Source organism: Streptomyces sp. NBC_00691, from assembly GCF_036226665.1.
Classification (GTDB): Bacteria; Actinomycetota; Actinomycetes; order Streptomycetales; family Streptomycetaceae; genus Streptomyces.
Genome location: NZ_CP109007.1, coordinates 3,934,653 through 3,960,197, shown reverse-complemented (window position 1 = coordinate 3,960,197; position 25,545 = coordinate 3,934,653). Strand labels below are relative to the sequence as shown.

At 74.4% G+C, this 25,545-nt stretch carries 25 protein-coding genes, 2 pseudogenes and 1 riboswitch; of the genes and pseudogenes, 13 read left to right on the top strand and 14 right to left on the bottom strand.

Going from position 1 to position 25,545, the window contains the following annotated elements; genetic code table 11:
- Positions 1-3 precede the first annotated feature (3 nt).
- Genes OG392_RS17815 through OG392_RS17805 form a run of 3 tightly spaced genes read right to left on the bottom strand, consistent with a single transcriptional unit; the run spans position 4 to position 1,743 of the window.
- Positions 4-441 (bottom strand): hypothetical protein, encoded by a 438-nt coding sequence (locus OG392_RS17815; RefSeq protein WP_329280517.1) that lies wholly within the window; start codon positions 439-441, stop codon positions 4-6.
- 11 nt (positions 442-452) lie between these two features.
- Positions 453-884, bottom strand: coding sequence for a DUF7144 family membrane protein (locus OG392_RS17810; protein ID WP_329280515.1), 432 nt, complete (start codon positions 882-884; stop codon positions 453-455).
- A gap of 37 nt (positions 885-921) precedes the next feature.
- Positions 922-1,743: an alpha/beta fold hydrolase gene (locus OG392_RS17805; RefSeq protein WP_329280513.1), complete on the bottom strand. Its 822-nt coding sequence runs from the start codon at positions 1,741-1,743 to the stop codon at positions 922-924.
- 89 nt (positions 1,744-1,832) lie between these two features.
- Between OG392_RS17805 and OG392_RS17800 the strand changes: the two genes are divergently transcribed.
- Together OG392_RS17800 and OG392_RS17795 are read left to right on the top strand one after the other, a co-directional pair.
- A complete protein-coding gene (locus OG392_RS17800; protein WP_329280511.1) occupies positions 1,833-3,194 on the top strand; it encodes an aminotransferase-like domain-containing protein in 1,362 nt (453 codons plus the stop codon).
- A gap of 127 nt (positions 3,195-3,321) precedes the next feature.
- Positions 3,322-3,726: a hypothetical protein gene (locus tag OG392_RS17795; RefSeq protein WP_329280508.1), complete on the top strand. Its 405-nt coding sequence runs from the start codon at positions 3,322-3,324 to the stop codon at positions 3,724-3,726.
- On the opposite strand, the gene OG392_RS17790 is transcribed toward OG392_RS17795, so the two are convergent.
- Together OG392_RS17790 and OG392_RS17785 are read right to left on the bottom strand one after the other, a co-directional pair.
- Positions 3,684-4,259, bottom strand: coding sequence for a hypothetical protein (locus OG392_RS17790; RefSeq protein WP_329280506.1), 576 nt, complete (start codon positions 4,257-4,259; stop codon positions 3,684-3,686). The two genes, OG392_RS17795 and OG392_RS17790, sit on opposite strands and share 43 nt — an antisense overlap.
- 202 nt (positions 4,260-4,461) lie before the next feature.
- Positions 4,462-4,833: a VOC family protein gene (locus tag OG392_RS17785; RefSeq protein WP_329280504.1), complete on the bottom strand. Its 372-nt coding sequence runs from the start codon at positions 4,831-4,833 to the stop codon at positions 4,462-4,464.
- Between the two features lie 149 nt (positions 4,834-4,982).
- Here OG392_RS17785 and OG392_RS17780 point away from each other — a divergent pair, with 149 nt between their 5' ends.
- Positions 4,983-6,194, top strand: coding sequence for a MerR family transcriptional regulator (locus OG392_RS17780; RefSeq protein WP_329280502.1), 1,212 nt, complete (start codon positions 4,983-4,985; stop codon positions 6,192-6,194).
- Positions 6,195-6,204: 10 nt separating this feature from the next.
- Here the strand turns inward: OG392_RS17780 and OG392_RS17775 are convergent, their stop codons facing one another.
- Genes OG392_RS17775 through OG392_RS17765 form a run of 3 tightly spaced genes read right to left on the bottom strand, consistent with a single transcriptional unit; the run spans position 6,205 to position 8,416 of the window.
- Complete coding sequence (locus OG392_RS17775; protein ID WP_329280501.1) at positions 6,205-6,633, bottom strand: universal stress protein; 429 nt, start codon at positions 6,631-6,633, stop codon at positions 6,205-6,207.
- A gap of 52 nt (positions 6,634-6,685) precedes the next feature.
- Positions 6,686-7,324: an FMN reductase gene (locus OG392_RS17770; protein WP_329280499.1), complete on the bottom strand. Its 639-nt coding sequence runs from the start codon at positions 7,322-7,324 to the stop codon at positions 6,686-6,688.
- 3 nt (positions 7,325-7,327) lie between these two features.
- Complete coding sequence (locus tag OG392_RS17765; protein ID WP_329287337.1) at positions 7,328-8,416, bottom strand: LLM class flavin-dependent oxidoreductase; 1,089 nt, start codon at positions 8,414-8,416, stop codon at positions 7,328-7,330.
- Positions 8,417-8,521: 105 nt separating this feature from the next.
- On the opposite strand from OG392_RS17765, the pseudogene OG392_RS37535 reads away from it, so the two are divergent.
- The 3 genes and pseudogenes from OG392_RS37535 to cobM form a co-directional block, all read left to right on the top strand.
- Positions 8,522-8,590, top strand: a pseudogene (locus tag OG392_RS37535) (DUF6126 family protein); the annotation flags it as partial.
- Between the two features lie 93 nt (positions 8,591-8,683).
- A complete protein-coding gene (gene cbiE, locus OG392_RS17760; protein WP_329280497.1) occupies positions 8,684-9,910 on the top strand; it encodes a precorrin-6y C5,15-methyltransferase (decarboxylating) subunit CbiE in 1,227 nt (408 codons plus the stop codon).
- Positions 9,907-10,656, top strand: coding sequence for a precorrin-4 C(11)-methyltransferase (cobM, locus tag OG392_RS17755; protein WP_329280495.1), 750 nt, complete (start codon positions 9,907-9,909; stop codon positions 10,654-10,656). The genes cbiE and cobM overlap by 4 nt, the downstream gene beginning before the upstream one ends.
- 70 nt (positions 10,657-10,726) lie before the next feature.
- On the opposite strand, the gene OG392_RS37530 is transcribed toward cobM, so the two are convergent.
- Complete coding sequence (locus OG392_RS37530; protein WP_015034725.1) at positions 10,727-10,801, bottom strand: 50S ribosomal protein bL37; 75 nt, start codon at positions 10,799-10,801, stop codon at positions 10,727-10,729.
- Positions 10,802-10,900: 99 nt separating this feature from the next.
- On the opposite strand from OG392_RS37530, the gene OG392_RS17750 reads away from it, so the two are divergent.
- Positions 10,901-11,578, top strand: a complete 678-nt coding sequence (locus OG392_RS17750; RefSeq protein WP_329280493.1) for a hypothetical protein — start codon at positions 10,901-10,903, stop codon at positions 11,576-11,578.
- A gap of 30 nt (positions 11,579-11,608) precedes the next feature.
- Here the strand turns inward: OG392_RS17750 and OG392_RS17745 are convergent, their stop codons facing one another.
- On the bottom strand, positions 11,609-12,733 hold the full coding sequence (locus OG392_RS17745) for a cobalt-precorrin-5B (C(1))-methyltransferase (RefSeq protein ID WP_329280491.1): 1,125 nt from the start codon (positions 12,731-12,733) through the stop codon (positions 11,609-11,611).
- Positions 12,734-12,745: 12 nt separating this feature from the next.
- Between OG392_RS17745 and OG392_RS17740 the strand changes: the two genes are divergently transcribed.
- Complete coding sequence (locus tag OG392_RS17740) at positions 12,746-13,477, top strand: cobalt-precorrin-6A reductase (protein ID WP_329280489.1); 732 nt, start codon at positions 12,746-12,748, stop codon at positions 13,475-13,477.
- 177 nt (positions 13,478-13,654) lie between these two features.
- Positions 13,655-15,169: a serine hydrolase gene (locus tag OG392_RS17735; RefSeq protein WP_329287335.1), complete on the top strand. Its 1,515-nt coding sequence runs from the start codon at positions 13,655-13,657 to the stop codon at positions 15,167-15,169.
- 13 nt (positions 15,170-15,182) lie between these two features.
- Here OG392_RS17735 and cobJ read toward each other — a convergent pair whose 3' ends face one another.
- From cobJ to OG392_RS17720, 3 genes are read right to left on the bottom strand one after another with little or no spacing between them, the layout of a single operon-like run.
- Complete coding sequence (gene cobJ / locus OG392_RS17730; protein ID WP_443055078.1) at positions 15,183-16,616, bottom strand: precorrin-3B C(17)-methyltransferase; 1,434 nt, start codon at positions 16,614-16,616, stop codon at positions 15,183-15,185.
- Positions 16,617-16,663: 47 nt separating this feature from the next.
- Complete coding sequence (locus OG392_RS17725; RefSeq protein WP_329280485.1) at positions 16,664-17,317, bottom strand: precorrin-8X methylmutase; 654 nt, start codon at positions 17,315-17,317, stop codon at positions 16,664-16,666.
- Positions 17,314-18,543: a cobalamin biosynthesis protein CobG gene (locus tag OG392_RS17720; protein WP_329280483.1), complete on the bottom strand. Its 1,230-nt coding sequence runs from the start codon at positions 18,541-18,543 to the stop codon at positions 17,314-17,316. Before OG392_RS17720 ends, OG392_RS17725 begins: the two co-directional genes overlap by 4 nt.
- Before the next feature lie 75 nt (positions 18,544-18,618).
- Positions 18,619-18,771, top strand: a riboswitch (cobalamin riboswitch).
- A 39-nt stretch (positions 18,772-18,810) separates the two neighbouring features.
- Here OG392_RS17720 and cobN point away from each other — a divergent pair.
- Complete coding sequence (cobN, locus tag OG392_RS17715; protein WP_329280481.1) at positions 18,811-22,422, top strand: cobaltochelatase subunit CobN; 3,612 nt, start codon at positions 18,811-18,813, stop codon at positions 22,420-22,422.
- 17 nt (positions 22,423-22,439) lie between these two features.
- Here cobN and OG392_RS17710 read toward each other — a convergent pair.
- Positions 22,440-22,829: pseudogene (locus OG392_RS17710) on the bottom strand (ATP-binding cassette domain-containing protein); the annotation flags it as partial.
- 162 nt (positions 22,830-22,991) lie between these two features.
- Between OG392_RS17710 and OG392_RS17705 the strand changes: the two are divergent.
- The 3 genes from OG392_RS17705 (at position 22,992) to OG392_RS17695 (ending at position 25,489) form a co-directional block, all read left to right on the top strand.
- Positions 22,992-23,867 (top strand): alpha/beta hydrolase, encoded by an 876-nt coding sequence (locus tag OG392_RS17705; protein ID WP_329280479.1) that lies wholly within the window; start codon positions 22,992-22,994, stop codon positions 23,865-23,867.
- Positions 23,868-24,095: 228 nt separating this feature from the next.
- Positions 24,096-25,130 carry a hypothetical protein gene (locus tag OG392_RS17700; RefSeq protein WP_329280477.1) on the top strand — a complete coding sequence of 345 codons (1,035 nt, stop codon included), beginning with the start codon at positions 24,096-24,098 and terminating at the stop codon, positions 25,128-25,130.
- 2 nt (positions 25,131-25,132) lie between these two features.
- Entirely contained in the window at positions 25,133-25,489 is a 357-nt protein-coding gene (locus OG392_RS17695; protein WP_055598364.1) for a GntR family transcriptional regulator, read from the top strand.
- Positions 25,490-25,545 lie beyond the last annotated feature (56 nt).

The following is a 25,545-nucleotide window of genomic DNA, read 5'->3' as shown; positions in this document are numbered from 1 at the left end:
CCGTCAGTGTCGCAGGGCCTGCGCGATCTCCGCCGTCGGTTCGCCCGAGAGCGTCCGATTGCTGCGTGCCGTACCGGTCTTGGACTGCCCGGGTTCCACTCCGTCGATGTTCAGGACGACCGAGTCGAGGAAGTTCCCGTCCGCGTCCCGGAAGGTGACCATGACCGTGTAGTCGGCGGCGGCGTCCTTCGGGTTGGCCGCGGTGATCTCGGCGACCGTCCGGTCCCCGTCGGTGCTGGTCGGCCCGGCCTTCACGTCGCCGGTGGCCTTCACCCCGTCCTTGACCTCGTTCATCTTCTCCTCGGCGGCCGAGGCGACGGCCGCCGTGGCGGTGGAGACGATGTCGCCCGCCTTCTCCGTGACGGTGTCGCACCCGGTGGCCGTGAGGCAGAGCGCGGTGGTGGCGGCCAGGGACAGGGCCGTCGCCGTGATGCGTCTCATCGTCCGCCCCCTCAGAACTTCTCTTCCCGGCCGTACGCGTCGTCCGTCGCCAGCGCCCAGATGACGAAGACCGAGATGGCCATCGAGAAGAGCGCCCACCACGGCTGGTACGGCAGGAACATGAACTGGAACAGGATGTTCAGGGACGCGAGCGCGATACCGGCGACCCGGCCCCACTCCGCTCCCTTGAGGATCCCGAAGCCGGCGATCGCGACCACGACGCCGAGGATCAGGTGGATCCAGCCCCAGGTGGTGAGGTCGAACTTGAAGACGTAGTCGCCGACGCGTGTGTAGACGTCGTCCTCGGCGATGCCTGCGATGCCCTGGAAGACGTCCATGAAGCCGGTGACGAGCATGAGGACGCCCGCGAAGAGCGTGCCGCCGCTCGCCCAGGCGGCGGAGGAGGACGTGGGCCTGCGGGGTGGTGCCGTGTTCTGGCTCATGGACCCATCGTCGGAGCGTTCGTTCCGTTCCGAACGTTCAGTTGGGCCGTACGAGTGAGCGGAGGTAGGTCTCCAGTACGGCGTCGAAGGCGTCGGGGCGCTCCAGGTTCGGCAGGTGCGCGGCCCCCTCGATCACGGCGAGCGTGGACCCGGGGAGGAGCGCGTGCATCTCCTCCGCGTCCGCGACCGGGGTGTACGAGTCGTCCCGGCCGACCACGACGAGCGCGGGGTACGGGACCGTCGTGAGCGTCTTCCGGTAGTCCGGGCGCTCGGCCCTGCCGCGCAGCGCGGCCGCCGCGCCGGCCGGGTCGGTCGCGCACATCATGCGGTGCACGTGCGGGGCGGCATGGGTGTTGTACGGGGCCACCATCCGGTCCAGCACCTCGTCGGCGTACGCGCGCATCGCCTCGGCGCCGCCGGCGAGCAGACGGTCGGCCATGGCGTTCCTCGCGGCCTTGCCCTCGGCCGTCTCGGCGGCGGGGAAGGTGTCGGCGAGGACGAGGCCCCGGACGCGTTCCGGGTGGCGGCGGACGAGTTCCATGGCGATCTGGCCGCCCATGGAGAGGCCGGCGAGGACACAGGTGTCGATGTGGAGGACGTCGAGGAGGGCGATCAGGTCCTCGGCGAAGTCGTCGAGGCCCGTCACCGCCCGCTGTCCGTCGGGTCCGGCGGTACCGAGGGGTGTCGCGCCGTAGCCGCGCAGGTCCGGGGCGACGACCCGGTGCGTGCGCGAGAAGCGCTCGATCTGGGGCCGCCACATGGTGTGGTCGAAGGGGTGGCCGTGGACGAGGAGGAGGGCGGGGCCCTCGCCCCTGTCCTCGTAGTGGACCTCGGTGGCGGGGGTCTGGATGACGGGCATGTCCGCAGGCTAGGCACCGCCGATCACTCGGTGCAATAAGATCTTTGCTCTCGGTGCAATCGGTTCGGGGACGGATGGGGCGGGGCGGCATGGAGGAGTACCGGAGGATCGCCGACCGGGTCGAGGCCGCCGTGCGGGACGGGCGGCTGCGCCCCGGTGACCGGCTGCCGCCCCAGCGGGTCTTCGCCCGCCGGCACGCCATCGCGAACTCGACGGCCATCCGCGTGTACGGCGAACTCGCCCGGCGCGGCCTCGTCGTCGGGGAGGTCGGGCGCGGCACCTTCGTCCGGGCCGCGCCCCCGCTCCCGGGGCCCGCGCTCGCCGAGGCGACCGGTGCCGCGCCCGTCGACCTCCAGCTCAACTACCCGGTCGCCGAAGGGCAGTCGGAGCTGATGGCCCGGGCCCTCGCGGCCCTCGCCCGGTCCGACGTCCTGGCCCGGGCCGTTTCGCGGCCGGCCGCCGCCACCGGCACCCCGGAGGCCCGGGACGCGGCGGCGGCCGTGCTCGCCCGGCCGGGCTGGGCACCCGACCCCGAGAGCGTGCTCTTCGCCGGGAACGGCCGGCAGGCCATCGCCGCCGCCCTCTCCGCCCTCGTCCCGCCCGGCGGTCGACTGGGCGTCGAGGCTCTCACGTATCCCCTGGTCAAGGCGGTGGCCGAGACGCTCGGCATCCGGCTCGTCCCGCTCGCCCTCGACGAGGAGGGGGTGCGGCCCGAGGCGCTCGCGGCGGCCCACCGGGCGGCGCCGCTGGCCGCCGTCTACCTCCAGCCCACCCTGCACAACCCGCTCTCCTCGACGGCGGGGGAGGAGCGCCGGGCCGAACTGGCCGAGCTGCTGCGGACCATGGACCTGACGGCGGTCGAGGACACCACCTGGGCCTTCCTCGTCCCGGACGCGCCCGCGCCGCTCGCGGCGCACGCCCCCGAGCGGGTCCTGCTCGTCGACAGCCTCTCCAAGCGGCTCGCCCCCGGTCTCACCGTCGGCTACCTCGTCGTCCCCGGGCGGTTCCGGGCGGCGGTGGCGCAGGCCCTGCGCTCCGGTGCCTGGACGGCGGGCGGGCTCGCCCTGGCGGCCGCCACCCGGTGGACGGCGGACGGGACGGTCGCCGAGGTGGTCGCGGCGAAGCGGGCGGACGCCGGGGCCCGGCACGCCCTGGTGCGGCGGCGCCTCGCCGGGCAGGCCGTCCGGACCTCCCCGTACGCGTACTACTGCTGGTGGGAGCTGCCCGCGCCCTGGCGTGCGGAGGCCTTCACGGCGGCGGCCGCCGCACGCGCGGGCGTGGCGGTCACCCCGGGCAGCGCCTTCGCGGTGGGCGGCCGGGACGGTACGGGGACGGCGCCGGACGCCCTCCGGATCGGCCTCGCGTCCCCGCCGCGAGGGGTGCTCGACGAGGCGCTGGGACGACTGGCGGCCCTGGCGGCGGAGGGGGCCGAGGGGCCGGAGAGGGGCTGAGGGCCGGAGAGAGGCCAAGGGGCTTCGCCCGGTCCGCCGCCTGATCCACTTGCGGGGTGCCGGGCGCGGGTGTGCTCTTGAGGGTGCGGGAAGCAGCAGGGGGGCGAGAGACGAAGGAGCTCCTGCCATGGCCGCACACGCAGCGATACCCGTCCGGAAGCCGTTCAGTACGCATGGCCTGGCCACCCCGATCATCATCGGTGTCCTGTACGGCCTCTACGCGGCGACCGTGGCCCGCCAGGGCGGCCCCACCACCCTGGGGCAGCTGTGGCTCGGCCTGATCTCGGCCATCGTGCTCGCCGCCGGGATCTACGCCCTCCGGCGCTACGGACGCGCCCTGTTCCGCGAGGCGCGGGCCGCCGCCTGGGCGTCCCTGACGGGCATCGCGGCAGGCTTCCTCTACAGCCTCTCGGGCGCCAGCATCCTGTCGTCGAGCGGGCTCGGACTGGCCTTCGGCGCGCTCAACGGCGCCGCCGCCTACTACCTCTTCTACACCCACGAGGACGCCCGGGGACGGCCCGCGCCGTACTGACGGATCCCACCCCCGGCAGGACCCCTCCCGCCGTCGCGGCGGCGCCGGCGGTAGGCGACCGCCACGGCCGCGAGCAGCACCGGCCAGGCGAGGAGCGGGGCGTAGCAGACGATCAGCAGGGCGTCCTGCGCCGGAGTGGCGGGGATGCCGGGCCCCAGGCCCGCGTACGCGGCGTACGCGCCCCACGCGGCGATCGCGCACAGCCCCGCCGCCCCGGCGAGGGCCGCGCCGGTCGCGGCGGCCGGGTTCACCCGGCGCCCGCCGAGGAACGGCATCCACCGCGGGAAGACCTCGCCCCAGGAGCGGACGAGCCCCAGGGTGAGGAAGGCGAGCAGCTCGGACACGACGCTGAGGGAGACGACGTACACGGACTCGCCCGTGCTCATGGCACCCCGGCCGGCGTCCTGGGTGACCGGCAGCCCGGCGACGAGCGCGAGCCGCCACAGACCTGACGGGAGGGTGACGAGCGGCACGGCATGGGCGGCGAGGGCGGCCCAACGGGGCACGCCGGGAAGGGCCTTGATTCTCATCATGGATCCAGCGTCCCGTCGCGGCCGCCCCCGGCCGTCGCCCCGGGGAACGGTCCGCCTCCGCCGGACGGGGGAGACGGCGTCGTCGTACGGGACGCCTCCCCGGGACGGAGCGCGGCGCGCTGTGCGGCGGGTGTGCGTCCGGCCCCGCGGGGGTCGCCCTGCTGGACAGCCCGGTGACCCGTCTGGCGCCGGCGAGGAACGGCTACTTCCCGCGCGGAGTGGTCTGCTGCACCGCCCAGCGGTTCCCGTCCGGGTCGGCGAAGTACACGAAGGAGCCCCAGGGCTGGTCGTCGATCGCGCTGACCTCGATCCCGCGGCCGGTGAGGTCGCGGTGGGCCTCCTCGATGTCGGTGACGACGACCTGCATGTTGTCCAGGGAGCCGGGGGGCATCTCCGTGATCCCCTTGCCGAAGGCGATCGAGCAGGCCGAGCCGGGCGGGGTCATCTGGACGAAGCGGATGTCGTCGCTGACCGGGATGTCGTGATCGGCGTGGAAGCCCACGCGCTCGTAGAAGTCCTTGGCCCGGTCGATGTCGGTGACGGGCACGCCGATCAGTTCGAGTCTGATGTCCATGAGGGCATCATGCGCCGGGCGGCGGCCGGGCGCACGGTGTATGCCGTCGCGCGGTTGACCTTCCCCCGTGGGGAAGGCCCAGCATCGGGCGTGCCGGGCGGAAGGCCCGGCACAGGGAGGAGAATCGAGTCGTGCGCGACGAAGAGCCCATGCCTGCGCCCGTGTCCGGGCCGATGCTGACCATCGGGGACTTCGCCCGTGCCTCCCGGCTCTCCGCCAGGGCGCTGCGCCGCTACGACGAGTTGGGCCTGCTGCCGCCCGCCCGCGTCGACCCGTTCACCGGCTACCGCCACTACGCGGTGGAACAGCTCGAACGGGCCCGGCTGATCGCCTGGCTGCGGCGGATCGGCATGCCGCTCGCCGAGGTGGGACGGGTCTGCGCGCTGTCCGCTTCGGACGCGTCGGGCGCGGCCCGCGCGATCCGCGGCTACTGGGCGCGGGTCGAGTCGGAGACGGCGGCACGGCGGGACCTGGCGGCCTCCCTGGTGGACCGGCTGAAGGGACCCACCGAGATGAGCGACGAGATGGCCGAGGCGATGGACTACGGGATGGGCGACGGGACGGGCGACGGGATGACGGACGGCTCGGGGGACCGGACGACCGGCGCGCCGCGTGCCGTGCGCGCCTCGGCGGTCGGCGGGCCGGTGGGCCGGGCCGCCTTCGTGCTGCGGACCGCTGTCCGTCTCGACCGCGGCCTGGTCCGGGCCGCCCAGCAGGACGCGGCCCACGCGGACCCGCACCTGCTGGCCGTCGCCGACGGGTACGGACCCGAGGGCGGGCGGGCCGCGCTGGCCGCCGTCGGAGCCCTGGAGGCCGTACCGCCACCGGCTCCCTCGGCGCGGGCCGGGGACGTGCTCAACGCCCTGGAGGACGCGGTGCGCACGGCCGACGGCGCGGTCTCCGGGTTGGACGGGTCGGGCACGACCCTGACCGCGGCCGTGTGGACGGGCGGCCGTCTGGCCCTGGCTCACGTGGGCGACTCGCGCGCGTACCTGCTGCGGGACGGCTCGCTCGTACGCCTCACCCGCGACCACACCGTGGTCCAGGCCCTCGTCGACGCGGGCGAGCTCGACCCGGCCGAGGCGGTGGACCGCCCCGACCGGGCGCTGCTCCTGAAGGCCCTGGACGGCGGGGACGTGCCGCCCGAGCCGGAGCTGGGAGTGCACGAGACGCGGCCCGGCGACCGCTATCTGCTGTGCACGGACGGGCTGTCGGCGGTCGCGCCGGCCGAGGCCATCCGCCATGCGCTCGCCGCGGGCGTCGGTCCGGAGGAGGCGGCCGACGCCCTGGTCGCGCTGGCGCGGGGCCTGGGCGCCCCCGACAACGTGGCGTGCGTGGTGGCGGACGTGGTGCCCGCCTGAGGACGTCCCGTCAGTCGTCCGTGCCCCGTACGACCACCACCGGGCACGGGGCGTGCTGGGTCACCCTGCTGGAGACGGAGCCCAGGACCGCCGCCTTGAAACCGGTGTGGCCGCGGTCGCCGACGACCAGCAGGGACGCGCCCTCGGCCTGGTCGATCAGAGCCTGGGCCGGGTTGCCGCTGACGACCGTCCGGGTCACGCCGGCGGCGACGGCCGGGTCGAGCGCCTTGGCCAGGGACTCGTCCAGGGACTGCTCGGCGAGCATCTGGGGGTCGAAGTCCGGCGGTACCCCGGGCGCCGCCGCCCAGGACGCCGGGTACTCCCAGCCGATGACCGCCTGGAGGGAGTCCCCAGTGAGGGCGGCCTGCCCGGCCGCCCACCGCAGCGCTTTCAGGGACGGTTCCGAGCCGTCCACGCCCACCACGATCCTGCCGGCCATCGCCGACCTCCGTTCGTTGTCGGGAACCCTCCCCCACAACGTAACAAAAGGATCAATCCATCCGCAGATCGGCCAATTGCTTCTCGAACGGGACGACCTCGCCGTCGTCGGCCGGCCGGGACGGCCGGGCCGCGACCGTGTCCGCGAACTCGTTCCCCGCCCGGGTGATCCTGGAGGGCAGCCCGTCCCTCCATCCCGTCGGGGAGGCCGTGTCGCCGCCCGTGCCCCAGTCCTCCGAAGCCGCGTAGACGGCGGTCGGGACGACGAGGGCCCGCAGATAGGCGAAGAGCGGCCGCAGCGCGTGGTCCAGGACGAGCGAGTGCCGGGCGGTGCCGCCGGTCGCCCCGACGAGGACCGGGGTGCCGGTCAGCGCGACCGGGTCGATCAGGTCGAAGAACGACTTGAACAGACCGCTGTACGAGGCGGTGAAGACCGGGGTCACGGCGATGACCCCGTCCGCGCCGGCCACCGCGTCGATCGCGTCCTGGAGCCGCCCGGAGGGGAAGCCGGTCACGAGGTTGTTCGCGATGTCCACGGCCAGGTCGCGCAGTTCGACGACCTGGACGTCGACGGCGTACTCCTGCTCGGCCAGCCGGTGGCGCGCCGCCTGGAGGAGCCGGTCGGCGAGGAGGCGGGTGGAGGAGGGCGAGCTGAGGCCGGCGGAGACGGCGACCAGCTTGAGGGTCCGCATGGCTTACGACTCCTTCCGGGTACGGGTCTTCAGGACGGCGGGGTGGAGCGGCGCGGAGTCCGGGACGCCGGCCGGGCGCAGGTTCGCGAACTCCTTGCGCAGCACCGGCACGACCTCCTCGCCGAGGATGTCGAGCTGCTCCAGGACGGTCTTGAGCGGCAGTCCCGCGTGGTCGACCAGGAACAGCTGGCGCTGGTAGTCACCCACGTAGTCGCGGAAGGACAGGGTGCGCTCGATGACCTCCTGCGGCGATCCGACGGTCAGCGGGGTCTCCCGGGAGAACTCCTCCAGGGAGGGGCCGTGGCCGTAGACCGGCGCGTTGTCGAAGTACGGGCGGAACTCCCGTATCGCGTCCTGCGAGTTCTTGCGCATGAACACCTGGCCGCCGAGGCCGACGATCGCCTGCTCGGGGGTGCCGTGGCCGTAGTGGGCGTACCGCTGGCGGTAGAGGCGGACCATCTTCTCGGTGTGCTGCTTGGGCCAGAAGATGTGGTTCGCGAAGAACCCGTCGCCGTAGTAGGCGGCCTGCTCGGCGATCTCCGGGGAGCGGATGGAGCCGTGCCAGACGAACGGCGGGACGTCGTCGAGCGGGCGCGGGGTGGAGGTGAAGCCCTGGAGGGCGGAGCGGAACTTTCCCTCCCAGTCGACCACGTCCTCCCTCCACAGCTTGTGGAGGAGCGCGTAGTTCTCGATGGCGAGCGGGATGCCCTGCCGGATGTCCTGGCCGAACCACGGGTAGACGGGGCCTGTGTTGCCGCGGCCCATCATCAGGTCCACGCGGCCGTCGGCGAGGTGCTGGAGGGTCGCGTAGTCCTCGGCGATCTTCACCGGGTCGTTGGTGGTGATCAGCGTGGTGGAGGTGGAGAGGATCAGGTTCTCCGTACGGGCGGCGATGTGCCCGAGGAGGGTGGTGGGGGAGGAGGGCACGAACGGCGGGTTGTGGTGTTCACCGGTCGCGAAGACGTCCAGCCCGACCTCCTCGGCCTTGAGCGCGATGGCGACGGTGTTCTTGATCCGCTCGTGCTCGGTGGGGGTGCGGCCGGTGGTGGGGTCGGTCGTCACGTCGCCGACGGTGAAGATCCCGAACTGCATCGTGCTCACCTCTCGCGTTCCTGGTGCCTCGCGGCTAGTGGTTGAAGCTTAAACTATCCGGCTCAACGGTGCCACCCCGCCGTCTATTCCGGCCCGTACGCCTTCGTGTACGTCTTCGTGTACGTCTTCGCGACGCACGCGTTCGCCGGCTTCGTCCGGATCCTCTTCTCCGTAGGGCAGAACGCCCAGAAGCAGGGGCCGCCGGAGAGGCCCGAGTGGGGCCCGCCACGTACCGCCGGAAAACGGCCCTCACGTAGAGTCGCCGACGTGAACGGTGCGATAGCGGTCGTCGGAATCGGCGCGGACGGCTGGGAAGGACTCCCCGAGAGCTCCCGCCGAGTCCTGCGGACCGCCGAGGTCCTGATCGGCGCCCCCCGTCAGCTCGACCTCCTCCCGGCCGGCGACTGCCCCGGCGAGCGCGTCCGCTGGCCCTCCCCGCTCCGCCCCGCCGTCCCCGGACTGCTCGCCGCCCACGAGGGCCGGACGATCGCCGTCCTCGCCAGCGGCGACCCCTCCTTCTACGGCATCGGCCGCACCCTCGCCGACGCCGTCGGCGCCGACCGCCTCCGGATCCACCCGCACCCGTCCTCCGTCTCCTACGCCGCCGCCCGGCTCGGCTGGCCCCTGGAGGCCGTCGAGACCGTCTCGCTCGTCGCCCGGCCCCTCGCCGCGCTGTCCGCCCAGCTCCACCCCGGCCGCCGGCTCCTCGTCCTCGGCGAGGGCCCGGAGACCCCCGCGCGGGTCGCGGCCCTGCTCCGCGAGAGCGGCTGGGGCGGCACCCGGATCCGCGTCCTGGAGCAGCTCGGCGGGGACCGCGAGCGGCTCCTCGACGGGACCGCCGCCGACTGGCCGTACGAGCGGACCGACGCGCTCCACGTACTCGCCCTCGACTGCGCGCGGGACCCGGACGCGCTCCGGCTCGGCGTGGTGCCCGGGCTGCCGGACGAGGCGTACGAGCACGACGGGCAGCTCACCAAGCGGTACGTGCGCGCCGCCACGCTCGCCGCCCTCGCGCCCGCGCCCGGCGAACTCCTCTGGGACATCGGCGGCGGCTCCGGCTCCATCGGCATCGAATGGACACGCGCCCACCGCTCCTGCCGGGCGGTGGCGGTCGAGAAGTCGGCGGAACGTGCGGCGCGGATCGCCCGGAACGCCGACCGCCTCGGCGTCCCCTCCCTGCGAGTGGTGACGGCCTCGGCCCCGGAGGGGCTCGCCGCCCTCCCGGCCCCCGACGCGATCTTCATCGGCGGCGGCCTCACCGCCCCCGGCCTCCTCGACGCGTGCTGGGACGCGCTGCCCGCCGGCGGCCGGCTCGTCGCGAACACCGTGACGCTGGAGTCCGAGGCGCTGCTCGCCGACCGCTACCGCCGCCACGGCGGCGAACTGGTCCGGCTCGCCGTGGCCGCCGCCGTCCCCGTCGGCGGCTTCACCGGCTGGCGCCAGGCGATGCCGGTCACGCAGTGGTCCGTAACGAAAGGTTCTGAAGAGCGATGACCGTCTACTTCATCGGCGCGGGTCCCGGCGCGGCCGACCTGATCACCGTGCGCGGCGCGCGGACGCTCGCGACGTGCGGGGTCTGCCTGTACGCGGGCTCCCTCGTGCCGACCGAGCTGCTCGCCGAGTGCCCGCCGGAGGCACGGCTCGTCGACACGGCGCGGATGGACCTGGACCAGATCGTCGCCGAGATCACCGCCGCCCACGAGGCCGGCCAGGACGTGGCCCGGCTGCACTCGGGCGACCCGTCGGTGTTCAGCGCGATGGCCGAGCAGATGCGCCGCCTGGACGCGGCGGGCATCCCGTACGAGGTCGTCCCCGGCGTCCCGGCCTTCGCGGCGGCCGCGGCGGCCCTCAAGCGGGAGCTGACCGTCCCCACGGTCGGCCAGACGGTCATCCTCACCCGCGTCGCCCAGCAGGCCACGCCGATGCCCGAGGGCGAGGACCTGGCGACCCTGGGCCGCAGCGGCGCGCTGCTCGTCCTGCACCTGGCCGCGCGGTACGTGGACCGGGTCGTCGACGAACTCGTCCCCCACTACGGCGCCGACTGCCCGGCCGCGGTCGTGGCGATGGCCAGCCGCCCCGACGAGATCGTGCTGCGGGGCACACTGGAGGACATCGCGGCCCAGCTGAAGGACGCCGGCATCACGAAGACGGCGGTCATCCTGGTCGGCCGCACACTGGGCGCCTCGGAGTTCCGCGACAGCCACCTGTACGACCCGGCCCGCGACCGCCACGCCTGCTGAACCCGCCCGGACCCGGAACGCGCCGGGGCCCCGGGGAGTCCGATCCCCGGGGCCCCGTGCGGGGACGGCGTCAGGCGTTGGGCCGCTTGCCGTGGTTCGCGTTCTTCTTCTTGCGGGCGCGCCTCTTGTTGCCTCGCTTGGCCATGGGACTCCCTCTCGCTCGGGGGGTATGCCCTCGCCAGCCTAGGTTCGGGACCCAGGGGCCGCATGTCGGCCTCCGGCGTCCGTGCGGTCTCATGGGGGCGTGACTGTCTACGACGTGGCCCGGGCGCTGCCGGGCATCGAGGAACTGCGCGACCACAGCCGGGGGCTCGCGATGGTGGAGGCCGTGCTCTGCCCCGAGTGGGAGAGCCGGTACTACTCCTTCGACGCGCACTGGTCGGAGACCGAGCAGCTGGCGTCCATGAAGAACGGCTCGGGCGACGAGTACACGATCGTCCTCTCACCGGCGGGAGCGTTCGCGCGCGCCTTCGACCACGAGTCGCCGATGAGCCCGTTCGGGCCGCTCGCGGACGGGGCCACGTGGCCCGGGGTGATCGACGGGGTTCCGGAGGCGTTCCGGGAGTACCTGACGGAGCCCGCGTTCACGGACGAGGACGGGGTCCACGTGACCACCGCCTGTCTGTGGCGCGAGCCCGCGGACACCGCATGGCACACGGGCCCGGTGGAGTTCACGGACCTGGCGGACCGTGAGGACCCGGACGGCTCCGGGCGTCTCCTCCAGCTGCTGACGGACCGCACGGCGGAGGCGTACGTGGCGTTCGCCGAGGACTACTACGAGCGGCCGGTCGACATCGAGGCCGTCCGCCACGTGCTCGCCCTGCGCCCGCTGACCGCGGAGATCGTCGCCGCCCTCAACCCGGAGGTGACGCTCGCGGACCTCGCCGAGGACGCGCGCGAGATCGGCTACCCGGCGGCCTGACCAGGACGGGAGCGGCCACCCCTGGCGGGGCTACGCGCCCGGCCCCGCCGCCTCCGACCGTCCCACCACCGTGCCCGCCCGGTCGACGCAGATCACGTCCACCGCCACCGGAGCGCCCCGCAGGACCGCGAGGGACTCGTCGCGGGCGCGGGCGGCGACGAGGTCGCCGAGGGGCACGCCCGCGGCCTCGCAGAGGCGGAGCGCGGCGAGTCCCGTGTTGGCCTCGGCGATCTCCGCGGCGAGGGCCTCGGAGGCGCCGCCCGTGCGGGCCAGCTCCGCCAGGAAGCCCTTGTCGACCTGGGAGCGGGCCGAGTGGAGGTCCAGGTGGCCGGCGGCCAGCTTGGAGAGCTTGGCGAAGCCGCCGCAGATCGTGAGGCGGTCGACGGGGTGCCGGCGGATGTACTTGAGGACCGCGCCCGCGAAGTCGCCCATGTCGAGGAGCGCGATCTCCGGCAGCTCGTAGAGGCCCGCGACCGTCCGCTCGGACGTCGAGCCCGTGCAGCCCGCCACGTGCGTCAGACCGCCCGCACGGGCCACGTCGACGCCCCGGCGGATCGAGTCGATCCACGCCGAGCACGAGTAGGGGACCACGACCCCCGTCGTGCCGAGGATCGACAGGCCGCCCAGGATGCCGATCCGGGGGTTCCAGGTGGAGCGGGCGATCTCGGCGCCGTCGTCGACGGAGACGGTGATCTCGACGTCGCCGCTCCCGCCGTGCCGGGCCGCGACCTCCGCCACGTGCTCCCGCATCAGCTGCCGGGGCACCGGGTTGATCGCCGGTTCGCCGACCTCCAGGGGCAGGCCCGGCAGCGTGACCGTACCGACGCCCTCACCGGCCCGGAAGACGACGCCCGAGCCGGCCGGCAGGAGCCGTACCGTCGAGCGGATCACGGCGCCGTGCGTGACGTCCGGGTCGTCGCCCGCGTCCTTGGTCACGGCGGCCATGGCCGTACCGGCGCCGAGGGACTCCGCCGTGAGCGCGAAGGACGGCGTCTGCCCCTTCGGCAGCGTGACGGTCACCGGGTCGGGGAAATCGCCGGTCAGGAGCGCCGTGTACGCGGCCGTTGTGGCCGCCGTCGCGCAGGCGCCCGTCGTCCAGCCCGGGCGGAGACCCGTGTGCTTGAGTTGGGCCTCACGCCCGCCGCCTGAAGTCACGAAGAGGCTCCTGTGCACATACTCATTCTCGGGGGGACCACCGAGGCCCGCGCCCTGGCGGGACTGCTGCACGCCGAGGCCCGGGTCACCAGCTCCCTCGCGGGGCGGGTGGCGAGCCCCCGGCTGCCCGAGGGCGAGGTCCGGATCGGCGGGTTCGGCGGGGTCGACGGGCTCGTGGAGTGGATCGGCGGGCACGCCGTGGACGCGGTCATCGACGCCACGCATCCCTTCGCCGAGCGGATCAGCTTCAACGCGGCCCGGGCGGCCGCCACCGCCCATGTTCCCCTGCTGGCGCTGCGCCGCCCAGGCTGGGTCCCGGGGGAGGGCGACGACTGGCGTTCCGTGGCGTCCCTGGAGGCGGCGGCCGGGGCTCTCGACGGCCTCGGCGACCGGGTGTTCCTGACGACCGGCCGGATGGGCCTCGCGGCCTTCGCGGGCCGTCCGGAGTGGTTCCTGGTCCGCTCGGTGGACGCCCCGGAGGCCCCGGTGCCGGCCCGAGCTGAGGTCCTCCTCGACCGGGGGCCGTTCACCCTGGAGGGCGAGCGGGAGATCCTCGCCCGCCACCGGATCGACGTCGTGGTGACCAAGGACAGCGGCGGCGCGGCGACCGCCCCGAAACTGACCGCGGCCCGTGAGGCGGGCCTCCCGGTCGTCGTCGTCCGCCGCCCCCAGGTCCCGGAGGGCGTGCCGGTGGCGGCGACCCCCGGGGAGGCCGCGATGTGGGTGCGGTCGCGCCTCACGTGAGGACGGGGGCGTCGTCGACACGCCCCCGCCTCCTGCCGGCCGGAGTCGGGCAGTGGGAGTCCCGGCCCCGCCCGGGCCCCGTTCCTCCCGCGCGACAGCGGACCCGGGCGGGCGTTCAATGGAAGCGTGGTTACCGTCCGATGGCTGGTCACCGCTGGAATCGTGTCCGTGCTGGGCATGGGTTCCCTCGCCGGGACCGGTCCGACCCCGACACCGACGCCCGAGCCGCCCCCGGCCCAGCCGCCGCCCCAGCTCGACCGGGCGGACGTGGACCGGGCCGTCGCCCGGCTCGATCCGAGCGTCGCGGAGCTGATGCGGAAGACCGGGGTGCCCGGGGTCTCCGTCGCCGTCGTGTACAAGGACAAGGTCGTCCACCTCAAGGGATACGGCGTCCGTGAGGTCGGCAAGGACGGCAGGGTCGACGCCGACACCGTCTTCCAGCTGGCCTCCGTGTCGAAGCCGATCGCCTCCACCGTCGTCGCCGGAACGGTCGGCGTGGAGGGCTGGCAGAAGCCGGTGAACCCCGAACTCCCCGAGTTCCGCGTGAAGGACCCGTGGGTGACCGACCACGTGACCGTCGCCGACCTGTTCTCGCACCGCAGCGGCCTCCCCGACCACGCGGGCGACCTGCTGGAGGACCTCGGCTACGACCAGGACTACATCCTGTCCCACCTGCGGTACGAGCCCCTCGCGCCGTTCCGCGCGAGCTACGCGTACACCAACTTCGGCCTGACGGCGGCCGCCGAGTCCGTCGCCGCGCAGAAGGGCGTGCCCTGGGCGAAGCTCGCCGAGGACACCCTGTACAAGCCCGCCGGGATGAACGACACCAGTTCCCGCTTCCAGGACTTCGTCTCGAACCCCGACCGGGCCCACGGGCACGTCAAGCAGCCCGACGGGACCTGGAAGGCGCAGTTCGTGCGGGACCCGGACGCCCAGTCCCCCGCGGGCGGGGTGAGTTCCTCGGCCTCCGACATGGCGACCTGGCTGCGGCTCCAGCTGGCCGACGGCTCGCTCGGCGGGCGCCGGATCATCGACGAGGACGCCCTCGTCCTCACTCATCACCCCGAGTCCGTCGCCAACCCGGCGCACGCGCCCGCCGCGCGGACCGGCTTCTACGGACTCGGCTGGAACGTGTCGTACGACGACGAGGGCCGGCTGCGTCTCTCGCACACCGGCGCGTTCGCCGAAGGCGCGCACACCAACGTCACGATGCTGCCGGGCGAGCAGCTCGGCATCGTCGTCCTCACCAACGGCGCGCCGGTCGGCGTCGCCGACGCCGTCGCCCTCGACTTCTTCGACACCGCGCAGGACGGGAAGCCGAGCCGGGACTGGCTGCCGATCGTCAACGCCCTGTACGAGCAGGAGGCGGAGGCCGGCCTTTCGGCCACGGACTTCGCGAAGCCGCCGGCCGACGCGACGCCCGCCAAGGCGGACAGCGCCTACACCGGCACGTACGACAACGACTACTACGGCCGTCTGACGGTGGCGGAGGAGAACGGCGGGCTGGTCCTGCGACTGGGGCCGGAGCCCCAGTCGTACAAGCTCACCCACTACGACGGCGACACGTTCAGCTTCGCGACGCGCGGGGAGAACGCCGTCGGTCCCACCGCCGTCACGTTCTCCCCCGACGGCAGGACCGTCCGCGTCGAGTACCTGGACGAGCAGGGTCTCGGCACCTTCACCCGGCAGTAGGGCCCGCCGCGTTCTAGCCGTAGCGGCGCGGCGTCCACGTGATCGTCCGGCCGTCGGCCCGCTCGACCGCCCGCGTCTGCGAGGAACCGACGAGCAGCAGGGTGCGCATGTCGACCTCGGACGGCTCCAGGGTCTTCAGCGTCACCACCCGCACCGACTGCTCGGGGCCGCCGACGTCCCGGGCGACGACCACCGGGGTCTCGGGCGACCGGAGGCCGAGCAGGAGGTCGCGGGCGGCGGCCACCTGGTGCGTACGGGACTTCGACCCCGGGTTGTAGAGCGCGAGGACCAGATCGGCGGCGGCCGCGGCGCGCAGCCGGGCCTCGATGACGTCCCAGGGCTTGAGGCGGTCGGAGAGCGAGATCGTCGCGTAGTCGTGGCCGAGGGGGGCGCCCGCGGCGGCTGCGGCCGCGTTGGCGGCGGTCACCCCGGGGAGGACCCGTACGGGCACGTCGGCGTACTCCGGCTCGCAGGCGACCTCCAGGACGGCCGTGGCCATCGCGAAGACGCCCGGGTCGCCGCCGGAGACGACCGCGACCCGGTGGCCGCGGCGGGCCAGGTCGAGGGCGAACTCGGCGCGCTCGGACTCCACCTTGTTGTCCGAGCCGTGCCGGATCTGCCCGGGGCGGAGCACCGGCACCCGGTCCAGGTAGGTGGTGTAGCCGACGAGGACGTCGGCGTTGACGAGGGCGCCGCGCGACTCCGGGGTGAGCCAGGGCGCGCCGGCCGGGCCGGTGCCGACCACGACGACCTCGCCCCGCTCGCGTACGGCGGGTTCGCGGTCGATACGGGAGGGCAGCACGGCGACGGAGAAGTACGGGACGGACCCGGGGTCGACGTCCACGAGGTCGCCGGTCCGCTCGCCCGCCATGAACGCCCGCTCCACGTACCGGGCGTCGTCGAGCCGGCCGGCCCTCTCCAGGGCCCGCTTCACGGTGGGGAAGGTGCGGCCGAGCTTCATCACGACCGCCGAGTCGGTGCCCGCGAGACGGGCCGTCAACTCGTCCTCCGGCAGGGTGCCGGGGATGATCGTGAGGACCTCCTCCGCCTCGCACAGCGGCTCGCCGAGCCGGGCGGCGGCGGCGGACACCGAGGTGACGCCGGGGATGACGGTGGTGTCGTAGCGGTCCGCGAGCCGCTTGTGCATGTGCTGGTACGAGCCGTAGAACAGCGGGTCGCCCTCGGCCAGGACGGCGACGGTGCGGCCGGCGTCGAGGTGTGCGGCGAGGCGGGCCGCCGCCTCCTCGTAGAAGTCGTTCAGGGCGCCCCGGTAGCCGCCCGGGTGGTCCGTGGTCTCCACCGTGAGCGGATACATGAGCCGCTCCTCGATGTGGTTGTCACGGAGGTGCTCGGCGGCGATCGAGCGCGCGATGGACCGGCCGTGGCGGGCCGAGTGGTACGCGATCACGTCGGCGGCGGCGATGGCCTTCACGGCGGCCACCGTCATCAGGTCCGGGTCGCCGGGGCCGAGCCCGACGCCGTACAGCTTGCCGGTCACTTCTGGATCTCCGCTTCGTGGGCGATCGCGTTGATCGCGGCGGCCGTCATCGCGCTGCCGCCGCGACGGCCCCGGACGACGAGGTAGTCGAGGCCCAGGCCCTGCTCGGCCAGGGCGTCCTTGGACTCCGCGGCGCCGATGAAGCCGACCGGTATGCCGAGGACGGCGGCCGGCCTCCCGGCTCCTTCCGCGACCATCTGCAGGAGGTGGAAGAGGGCGGTCGGCGCGTTGCCGATGGCGACGACGGAGCCTTCGAGGCGGTCCCGCCACAGTTCGAGGGCGGCGGCCGAGCGGGTGGTGCCGAGGTCGGCGGCGAGGGCAGGCACGGACGGGTCCGAGAGGGTGCAGATCACCTCGTTGTCGGCGGGCAGCCGGCGCCGGGTGACTCCGCTCGCGACCATCTGCGCGTCGCAGAGGATCGGCGCCCCGGCCCGGAGGGCGGCGCGGGCGTTCGTGACGACCCGCGGCGACCAGGCGATGTCGCGTACGAGGTCGGTCATGCCGCAGGCGTGGATCATCCGGACCGCCACCTGGGCGACGTCGGCGGGCAGGCCCGCCAGATCCGCCTCGGCGCGGATCGTGGCAAAGGACCGGCGGTAGATCTCCGCCCCGTCCTTCTCGTAGTCGAACATCCTGTTGCTCTCGCTCATCTCGTCGTGCGGGCCGCGGTCACGGCTCCGGGCAGGGCGGTACGGGGGGTGGGGACGCCGTCCACCAGGTAGGCGCCGTCGGCGGTGGCGAGGACGTCGGTCCAGGTGCCGTGCGGGTGTCCGCAGCGGCGCTCGCACCCGGAGAAGTGCACGGGCAGGCCGGGGGGCCCGGGGTGCGTGCCGGGCCCGGGGGCGGCGTCGGCGCGGACGTCGGCGAGGGACTTGGCGCAGCCGGGCCGCCCGGTGCAGGCGGTGACACCGGCCCAGGGGGAGTCGGGGCGGGTGACGAGCCCGGCGGCGTCGAGGGCGGGCAGCCGGTCGGCGCCGGCCCCGGCCACGACGACGCCGCGCCAGGGCGTCAGCCGGACCTCTTCGGCGGGGAGCAGCGCCCGCAGCTGGGCGGCGGTGAGGCGACCGAGCGGGGCGAGGACGGAGAGGGCGGCGGGCCCGAGGATTCCGGGGGTGAGCGGAGGGCCCTGGGGAAGTTCCGGCGTGGGGACGGGCTCGGACCCCACCCCCGAGGCCGCCACGTCCACCGCGTACCCCTCGGGGAGTTCGCGGACCCGCCAGGCCCCGGTTCCGGCCCTGCGTGCCGTGTCCAGGAAGCCGCCCGCCACCGCGAGGGCCGCGCCGGGCGCGTCGGAGCTCGCGAGCCGGACGGCCCGGCCGCCGACGTGCAGCTCGGCCTCTCCGCCGCCGACTGCGACCAAGGTCACATCCCCGCCGAGCCCGGCGACGTCGCCGCGTCCGTCGTCGAGGACGAAGAGGAACCGGCCGGAGAGCGCCGCCGCCCAGGGCGCGGAGCGCAGGTGGGTGTCCAGCTCGCGGGCCCACAACTGTGCGTCGGCGGCGCCGAGTCCGTCGAGGCCGGAGGCCGGGGAGGCGACGATGTTGCGGACGCGTTCGTGGGTGGGGGAGGGCAGCAGGCCCGCCTCGTCGAGGAGTGCCGCCAGCTCGGCCCCGCAGTCGTCGCCGAGGCCGCGCAGCTCGGCGTTGCCGCGTGAGGTGATGCTGAGCCGTCCGTCGCCCAGGGTCTCCGCCGCGTCCGCCAGGGTCTCGACCTGACGGGACGTCAAGCGGCCGCCGGGCAGGCGGAGTCGGGCGAGGCGGCCGTCGTCGGCGGAGTGCAGGCGCAGCGCCCCGGGGCACGCGTCGCCACGGTCCCGTATACGAGGTTCGCCCGGTTCGGGCGTCGGGGGCGGGGTGGGCGGCATGGCGGCGAGCATACCGACGGGGAACCGGCCGACCACCGGGTGTGATCCGGCCGACTCCCCGGCTCCTCCCGGCCCGCCGACCGCACGATCTACTATGCAGACGGCATGGGGTCCCAGGACCCCGGGGAGGAAGCCCGGTGAGAATCCGGCGCGGTCCCGCCACTGTGAGCCCGTACCGGACGTGCCTCGGCACGAACCGGAACGGGTGAGTCAGGAACTCCCGCCAATCCACACGACCACCCGGGGCGCGGACAACCCCGAGGAAGGCCTGCGCTCGCCATGCTTCTGCTGCTGTCGCACTCCGACACCGACCTGCTCAGCGCCCGCGCGGCCGGCGGCCCGGTGGAGTACCGCTTCGCCAACCCCGCCCGTCTCCCCCTCACCGAACTGGCCGGCCTCCTGGCCGAGGCCGAACTCGTCGTCGTCCGCCTCCTCGGCGGCCTCCGCTCCTGGGAGGAGGGCCTCGACGCCCTGCGCGCCGCCGGAAAGCCGGTGGTGGTCCTCAGCGGCGAACAGGCCCCCGACGCCCAGCTGATGGAGGCGTCCACCGTCCCCGTCGGCGTCGCCACCGAGGCGCACGCCTACCTCGCGCACGGCGGCCCCGCCAACCTGGAGCAGCTGGCCCGCTTCCTCTCCGACACCGTCCTGCTCACCGGGCACGGCTTCGAGTCCCCGGCGGCCGCCCCCACCTGGGGCCCGCTGGAACGCACCGCCCGCACCACGACCGGCCCGACCGTCGCCGTGCTCTACTACCGCGCCCACCACATGAGCGGAAACACCGCCTTCGTCGACGCGCTGTGCGAGGCGATCGAGGACACCGGCGCCCAGGCCCTCCCGCTGTACGTGACCTCCCTGCGCGCCCCCGAGCCGGAGCTGCTCGACCGCCTCCGCACCGCCGACGCGATCGTCACCACCGTCCTCGCGGCGGGCGGCACCAAGCCCGCCGAGGCACAGGCCGGCGGCGACGAGGAGGCCTGGGACGCGGGCGCGCTGGCCGCGCTCGACGTACCGATCCTGCAAGCCCTCTGCCTGACCGGTTCGCGCGCCGCCTGGGAGGAGAACGACGAGGGCCTCTCCCCGCTGGACGCCGCCAGCCAGGTCGCCGTCCCCGAGTTCGACGGCCGGCTCATCACCGTGCCGTTCTCCTTCAAGGAGATCGACGAGGACGGGCTGCCCGCGTACGTCGCCGACACCGAGCGCGCGGCCCGCGTCGCCGGGATCGCCGTACGGCACGCCCGCCTCCGGCACATCCCGAACGCCGAGAAGAGGCTGGCGCTCGTCCTCTCCGCGTACCCGACGAAGCACTCCCGCATCGGCAACGCCGTCGGCCTCGACACCCCCGCCTCCGCCGTCTCGCTGCTGCGCCGGCTGATCGCCGAGGGCTACGACTTCGGCCCCGAGGCCGACCTTCCCGGCCTCGTCTCCGGCGACGGCGACGAGCTGATCTACGCCCTCATCGAGGCCGGCGGTCACGACCAGGACTGGCTGACGGAGGAGCAGCTCGCCAGGAACCCGGTCCGCATCCCGGCCGCCGACTACAAGCGCTGGTACGCGACGCTCCCCGAGGAGCTGCGGACCCATGTCGAGGAGCACTGGGGCCCGGCGCCCGGCGAGATGTTCCTGGACCGGTCCCGCAACCCGGAGGGCGACATCGTCCTCGCCGCGCTGCGGCGCGGGAACCTCCTGATCCTCATTCAGCCGCCGCGCGGCTTCGGCGAGAACCCGATCGCGATCTACCACGACCCCGATCTCCCGCCGTCCCACCACTACCTGGCCGCCTACCGCTGGATCGCCGCCCGCGCCGAGGACGGCGGCTTCGGCGCCGACGCCATGGTCCACCTGGGCAAGCACGGCAACCTGGAGTGGCTGCCCGGCAAGAACGCCGGCCTGTCCGCCGCCTGCGGCCCCGACGCCGCGCTCGGCGACATCCCGCTGATCTACCCGTTCCTGGTCAACGACCCGGGCGAGGGCACCCAGGCCAAGCGCCGGGTGCACGCCACGCTCGTCGACCACCTGGTGCCGCCGATGGCCCGCGCCGACTCCTACGGCGACATCGCGCGCCTGGAGCAGCTGCTCGACGAGTACGCGCAGATCTCCTCCATGGACCCGGCGAAGCTGCCCGCGATCCGCGCCCAGATCTGGACGCTGATCCAGGCCGCGAAGCTCGACCACGACCTGGGTCTGGAGCAGCGGCCCGAGGACGACGGCTTCGACGACTTCCTGCTGCACGTCGACGGCTGGCTGTGCGAGGTCAAGGACGCCCAGATCCGCGACGGTCTGCACGTCCTCGGCGGCGCCCCGGAGGGCGAGGCCCGGGTCAACCTGGTCCTCTCCATCCTGCGCGCCCGCCAGATCTGGGGCGGCACCCAGGCGCTGCCCGGTCTGCGGGAGGCCCTCGGTCTCGACGAGTCGGCCGCCACCCGCACCACCGCCGACGAGGCGGAGGCCAAGGCCCGCGAGCTGGTCGAGGCCATGGAGGCGGCGGACTGGTCCGTGGACGCGATCGCGGCCGTGGCCGCCGCGTACGGCGCCGAGGTCCACGCCGTGCTCCGCTTCGCCTGCGAGCAGGTCGTGCCGCGCCTGGCCGCCACCACCGACGAGCTCAGCCACGCCGTGCACGCCCTGAACGGCGGCTTCGTCCCGGCCGGCCCGTCCGGCTCCCCGCTGCGCGGACTGGTCAACGTCCTGCCGACCGGCCGGAACTTCTACTCGGTCGACCCGAAGGCCGTGCCGTCCCGGCTCGCCTGGGAGACCGGGCAGGCGCTCGCCGACTCGCTCCTGGAGCGCTACCGCACCGACAACGGCGAGTGGCCGACGTCCGTGGGCCTCTCCCTGTGGGGCACCAGCGCGATGCGCACCGCCGGCGACGACGTCGCCGAGGCGCTCGCCCTCCTCGGCGTCCGCCCGCTGTGGGACGAGGCCTCGCGCCGGGTGAACGGCCTGGAGCCGATCCCGCTCGCCGAACTCGGCCGCCCGCGCGTCGATGTCACCCTGCGCATCTCGGGCTTCTTCCGGGACGCGTTCCCGCACGTCATCGGTCTCCTCGACGACGCCGTACGGCTGGTCGCCGGCCTGGAGGGCGAGTCCGCCGAGGACAACTACGTCCGGGCGCACGCGCAGGCCGACCTCGCCGAGCACGGCGACGAGCGGCGGGCGACGACCCGTATCTTCGGCTCCCGGCCGGGCACGTACGGCGCGGGCATCCTCCAGCTGATCGACTCCCGCGACTGGCGCACCGACGCCGACCTCGCCGAGGTGTACACGGTCTGGGGCGGCTACGCCTACGGGCGCGGGCTCGAAGGCCGCCCGGCGCGCGAGGAGATGGAGACGGCGTACAAGCGGATCGCGGTGGCCGCGAAGAACACCGACACCCGCGAGCACGACATCGCCGACTCCGACGACTACTTCCAGTACCACGGCGGCATGGTGGCGACCGTCCGCGCGCTCAAGGGCACGGCCCCCGAGGCGTACATCGGCGACTCCACCCGCCCCGAGACCGTCCGCACCCGGACGCTCGTCGAGGAGACCTCCCGGGTCTTCCGCGCCCGCGTGGTCAACCCGCGCTGGATCGAGGCGATGCGCCGCCACGGCTACAAGGGCGCGTTCGAGCTGGCGGCGACCGTCGACTACCTCTTCGGGTACGACGCCACGACCGGAGTCGTCGCCGACTGGATGTACGACAAGCTCACCCAGGAGTACGTCCTCGACGCGGAGAACCAGGCCTTCCTGAAGGAGGCCAACCCCTGGGCCCTGCACGGCATCGCGGAGCGCCTCCTGGAGGCCGAGTCGCGCGGCATGTGGGAGAAGCCCGACCCGGAGACCCTGGCCGCGCTGCGCCAGGTGTTCCTGGAGACCGAGGGCGACCTCGAAGGCTCCTCCGACGAGGAGTAGCTCCTCACCAGGGCGGGGGCCGGTGCCAGTTCCAGGCGGCGGCCCCGCAAGCCCTCCCTGAGGCGCCGGTCGTGGGTGACCACGACCAGCGTGCCCGGGTAGTGCGCGAGCGCGGCCTCGATCTCCTCCACGAGCGCCGGGGCCAGATGGCTGGTCGGCTCGTCGAGGAGGAGCAGATCGGCCGGTTCGGTGACGAGACGCGCCAGTTCGAGCTTCCGGCGCTGTCCTGTCGACAGATACCGGACCGGGGTTCTCAGGTCCCCGGCGGAGAAGAGACCGAGGGCGAGCAGTTCGTCCGCGCGGTCCGCTCCGAAGGCCTCGCCCACCGTACGGGGGTCGGTGGGCGGGGCTGTCTCCTGACGGAGCGTTCCCACCCGGACAGGCACCTCCACCGTGCCCGCGCGGGGCGGTTCCGGCCGTGACACGGGGGCGGTGTGCCGGACGGTCGCGGCCGCCCGGCCGGGCGGCGGAAGAAGACCCCCGGAGGCCGTGCGCGACCGATGAGTTCCGGTGGGGCCGGGGGTCTACCCCCATGAACAGCCGCACGGCCCACCACCGAGGAGACGACCATGGTCGAGACCGACACCCGCGCCCTGGACACCGCCGGCGCGACCCTGCGCTACGACGTACGCACCGGCACCGGCACCGGCGAGCGCCCCCTGCTGCTGATCGGCTCCCCGATGGACGCCACCGGCTTCACCACGCTCGCCTCCCACTTCGCCGACCGGACCGTCGTGACGTACGACCCGCGCGGGGTGTCCCGCAGCGAGCGCACCGACGGCGCGGCGGAGACGCTCCCCGAGGAGCACGCCGACGACCTGGCCCGGCTGATCGAGGCGCTCGGCGCCGGTCCCGTGGACGTCTTCGCGAGCAGTGGCGGCGCGGTCAACGCCCTCGCGCTGGTCGCCCGGCGCGGCGACCTGGTGCACACCCTGGTCGCGCACGAGCCCCCGACCGCCCAGGTCGTCCCGGACCGCGAGGCGGTCCTGGGGGTCTGCGCGGACGTCCACGCCACCTATCTGCGGGACGGCTGGGGGCCCGCGATGGCCAAGTTCCTCGCGCTGACGGCCCGCAAGGGCGAGTTCCCGGCGAACTGGGCCGAGGAGCCCGTCCCCTCCCCGGCCGCGTTCGGCCTGCCGACCGAGGACGACGGCTCGCGCGGCGACCCGCTGCTCGGCCAGAACATGCGCGGCTGCACCTCCTTCGTCCCCGACTTCCCCGCCCTGCGCGCCGCGCCGACCCGGATCGTCGTCGCCGCGGGCAAGGAGTCCGAGGGCACCTTCGCCGCCCGCGCGGCCGTCGCCGTCGCCGAGGGCGTCGGCACTCCGCTCGCCGTCTTCCCGAGCCACCACGGCGGCTTCCTGGGCGGCGAGTTCGGCCAGCAGGGCGCTCCGGCGGAGTTCGCGGAGGCGCTGCACGCGGTCCTGGAGGAGAACGCCGGCTGACGCTCCGGGCCGGCTCCTCGACGCGGCGGCGGCCTTCACGGCCGCCGCCGCGTCGGCGTTCCCGGGCCCAGCTCGACCAGGTTCCCCGGGGCGGCCGCCGGGCCGCGGTCGGCGTTCGGCGCGTTCGGCAACCCGTGGGCACGGTCCGCGCCGGGAAGAGAAGTCGAGTTGTTCTAGCGAAGTGCAAACAACTTGTTCTATCCTGGTGCGAACAAGGGAGGGTTTCTCATGAACCGAGCCAGGCCGTCCACACCCGCCACTCCGGCGGCCTCCACCACGACGACACCCGCGGCACCGGCGACTCCGGCCGCACGCCGCCTTCGCGCGCTCGCCGCGTTCCCGTTCGTCCTCGCCCTCGTCGCCCACGTCACGCTGCTCGCCGTCTGGGACGACCGGATCCCCGGCACTCTCGCCACCCACTTCTCCGGGGTCGACGGCAGCCGCGCCGACGGCTTCACGGGCCGCACCGCGTTCGCCGTCGTCAGCGTCGCCCTGCTCGTCGGACTCGGTGCCGGCTGGACGGCCCTCGTCCGCCGCACCGCGCTCTGGGGCGCGTGGGCGACGGCCGGCTTCGCCGGAACGCTGCTCGTCCTCCTCGTACGGGACAACCTGGACGCCCCCGACCCCGCACAGGTCGTCTCCCCGCTCACGAACCTGGCGCTCGGCGCGGCCGTCGCCGCCCTGGCCGCCCTCACGGGCTGGGCGCTGACCCGCCTCGTACCGGCCTCGGAGGGAGCGGACGCCTCCGAGGGCGAGCCCGACGCGCCCCGGCTCGCGCTCGGCGCGAGCGAGGTCGCCGGCTGGACCCGCGCCACCACGTCCCGGCCGCTGACCGTCCTCGCGGTCCTGGCCCTCGTCGCGGTCCCGGTCGGCCTGGTCCTGGCCCCTTGGCCCGGCGCCCTGTTCGCGCTGCTCGGCCTGGTCATCGGCCTGCCGGGGCTGGCCCTCGCCCGCGTGCGGGTGACCGTCGACCGGCGCGGCGTCACCGTCAGGCCCTCGTTCGTCTCCCGGCCACGCGTGCGCGTGCCGCTCGACGAGGTCGCGGGCGCGAGCGTCCGGCGGCTCGACACCGCCGCCGTGCTCGCCGACTACGGCGGCTGGGGCTACCGGGTCCGGGCCGGGCGTACGGGCGTGGTGCTGCACGCCGGCGAGGCCCTCGTCGTACGCCGGACCGGCGGGCGCGAGTTCGCGGTCACCGTGCCCGACGCGCACACCGCCGTCGCCCTCCTCAACACGCTCGCCGAACGGCGTGGGAAGGTCTGACCGTGCTCTTCCGTGTCGACCCGGCCTCCGCCGTGCCCCTCGGCGACCAGATCGCCGCCTGTGTCCGGGGCGCCCTCGCCGACGGCTCCGCCGCGCCCGGCGAGCGCCTCCCGGCCGCCCGGGAACTCGCCGACTCCCTCGGCGTCAACGTCCACACCGTCCTCCGCGGCTACCAGCGGCTCCGCGAGGAGGGCCTCATCGAACTCCGCCGGGGCCGCGGCGCCCTCATCGTCCCCGGCGCCACCGCCCCCGACCGCGCCCGCCTGGTCTCGCGACTGCGCGAGGCGGCGGCGGACGCCCGCGAACTGGGTCTGACGGACGAGGAGTTCGTGGAACTGGCCCGGACGAGCCTGGCGTAGGCGCAGGCGTGGCGACGGCACCGGGCGCGGCCGGACCCGGGCCGTCGGGGACCCGG

Excerpts from the sequence above, each read along its gene's own strand:
- OG392_RS17815 (WP_329280517.1), bottom strand. The coding sequence starts at position 441 with ATGAGACGCATCACGGCGACGGCCCTGTCCCTGGCCGCCACCACCGCG.
- OG392_RS17810 (WP_329280515.1), bottom strand. The coding sequence starts at position 884 with ATGAGCCAGAACACGGCACCACCCCGCAGGCCCACGTCCTCCTCCGCC.
- OG392_RS17805 (WP_329280513.1), bottom strand. The coding sequence starts at position 1,743 with ATGCCCGTCATCCAGACCCCCGCCACCGAGGTCCACTACGAGGACAGG.
- OG392_RS17800 (WP_329280511.1), top strand. The coding sequence starts at position 1,833 with ATGGAGGAGTACCGGAGGATCGCCGACCGGGTCGAGGCCGCCGTGCGG.
- OG392_RS17795 (WP_329280508.1), top strand. The coding sequence starts at position 3,322 with ATGGCCGCACACGCAGCGATACCCGTCCGGAAGCCGTTCAGTACGCAT.
- OG392_RS17790 (WP_329280506.1), bottom strand. The coding sequence starts at position 4,259 with ATGATGAGAATCAAGGCCCTTCCCGGCGTGCCCCGTTGGGCCGCCCTC.
- OG392_RS17785 (WP_329280504.1), bottom strand. The coding sequence starts at position 4,833 with ATGGACATCAGACTCGAACTGATCGGCGTGCCCGTCACCGACATCGAC.
- OG392_RS17780 (WP_329280502.1), top strand. The coding sequence starts at position 4,983 with ATGCCTGCGCCCGTGTCCGGGCCGATGCTGACCATCGGGGACTTCGCC.
- OG392_RS17775 (WP_329280501.1), bottom strand. The coding sequence starts at position 6,633 with ATGGCCGGCAGGATCGTGGTGGGCGTGGACGGCTCGGAACCGTCCCTG.
- OG392_RS17770 (WP_329280499.1), bottom strand. The coding sequence starts at position 7,324 with ATGCGGACCCTCAAGCTGGTCGCCGTCTCCGCCGGCCTCAGCTCGCCC.
- OG392_RS17765 (WP_329287337.1), bottom strand. The coding sequence starts at position 8,416 with ATGCAGTTCGGGATCTTCACCGTCGGCGACGTGACGACCGACCCCACC.
- cobM (WP_329280495.1), top strand. The coding sequence starts at position 9,907 with ATGACCGTCTACTTCATCGGCGCGGGTCCCGGCGCGGCCGACCTGATC.
- OG392_RS17735 (WP_329287335.1), top strand. The coding sequence starts at position 13,655 with ATGGGTTCCCTCGCCGGGACCGGTCCGACCCCGACACCGACGCCCGAG.
- cobJ (WP_443055078.1), bottom strand. The coding sequence starts at position 16,616 with ATGACGGTGGCCGCCGTGAAGGCCATCGCCGCCGCCGACGTGATCGCG.
- OG392_RS17725 (WP_329280485.1), bottom strand. The coding sequence starts at position 17,317 with ATGAGCGAGAGCAACAGGATGTTCGACTACGAGAAGGACGGGGCGGAG.
- OG392_RS17720 (WP_329280483.1), bottom strand. The coding sequence starts at position 18,543 with ATGCTCGCCGCCATGCCGCCCACCCCGCCCCCGACGCCCGAACCGGGC.
- cobN (WP_329280481.1), top strand. The coding sequence starts at position 18,811 with ATGCTTCTGCTGCTGTCGCACTCCGACACCGACCTGCTCAGCGCCCGC.
- OG392_RS17705 (WP_329280479.1), top strand. The coding sequence starts at position 22,992 with ATGGTCGAGACCGACACCCGCGCCCTGGACACCGCCGGCGCGACCCTG.
- OG392_RS17700 (WP_329280477.1), top strand. The coding sequence starts at position 24,096 with ATGAACCGAGCCAGGCCGTCCACACCCGCCACTCCGGCGGCCTCCACC.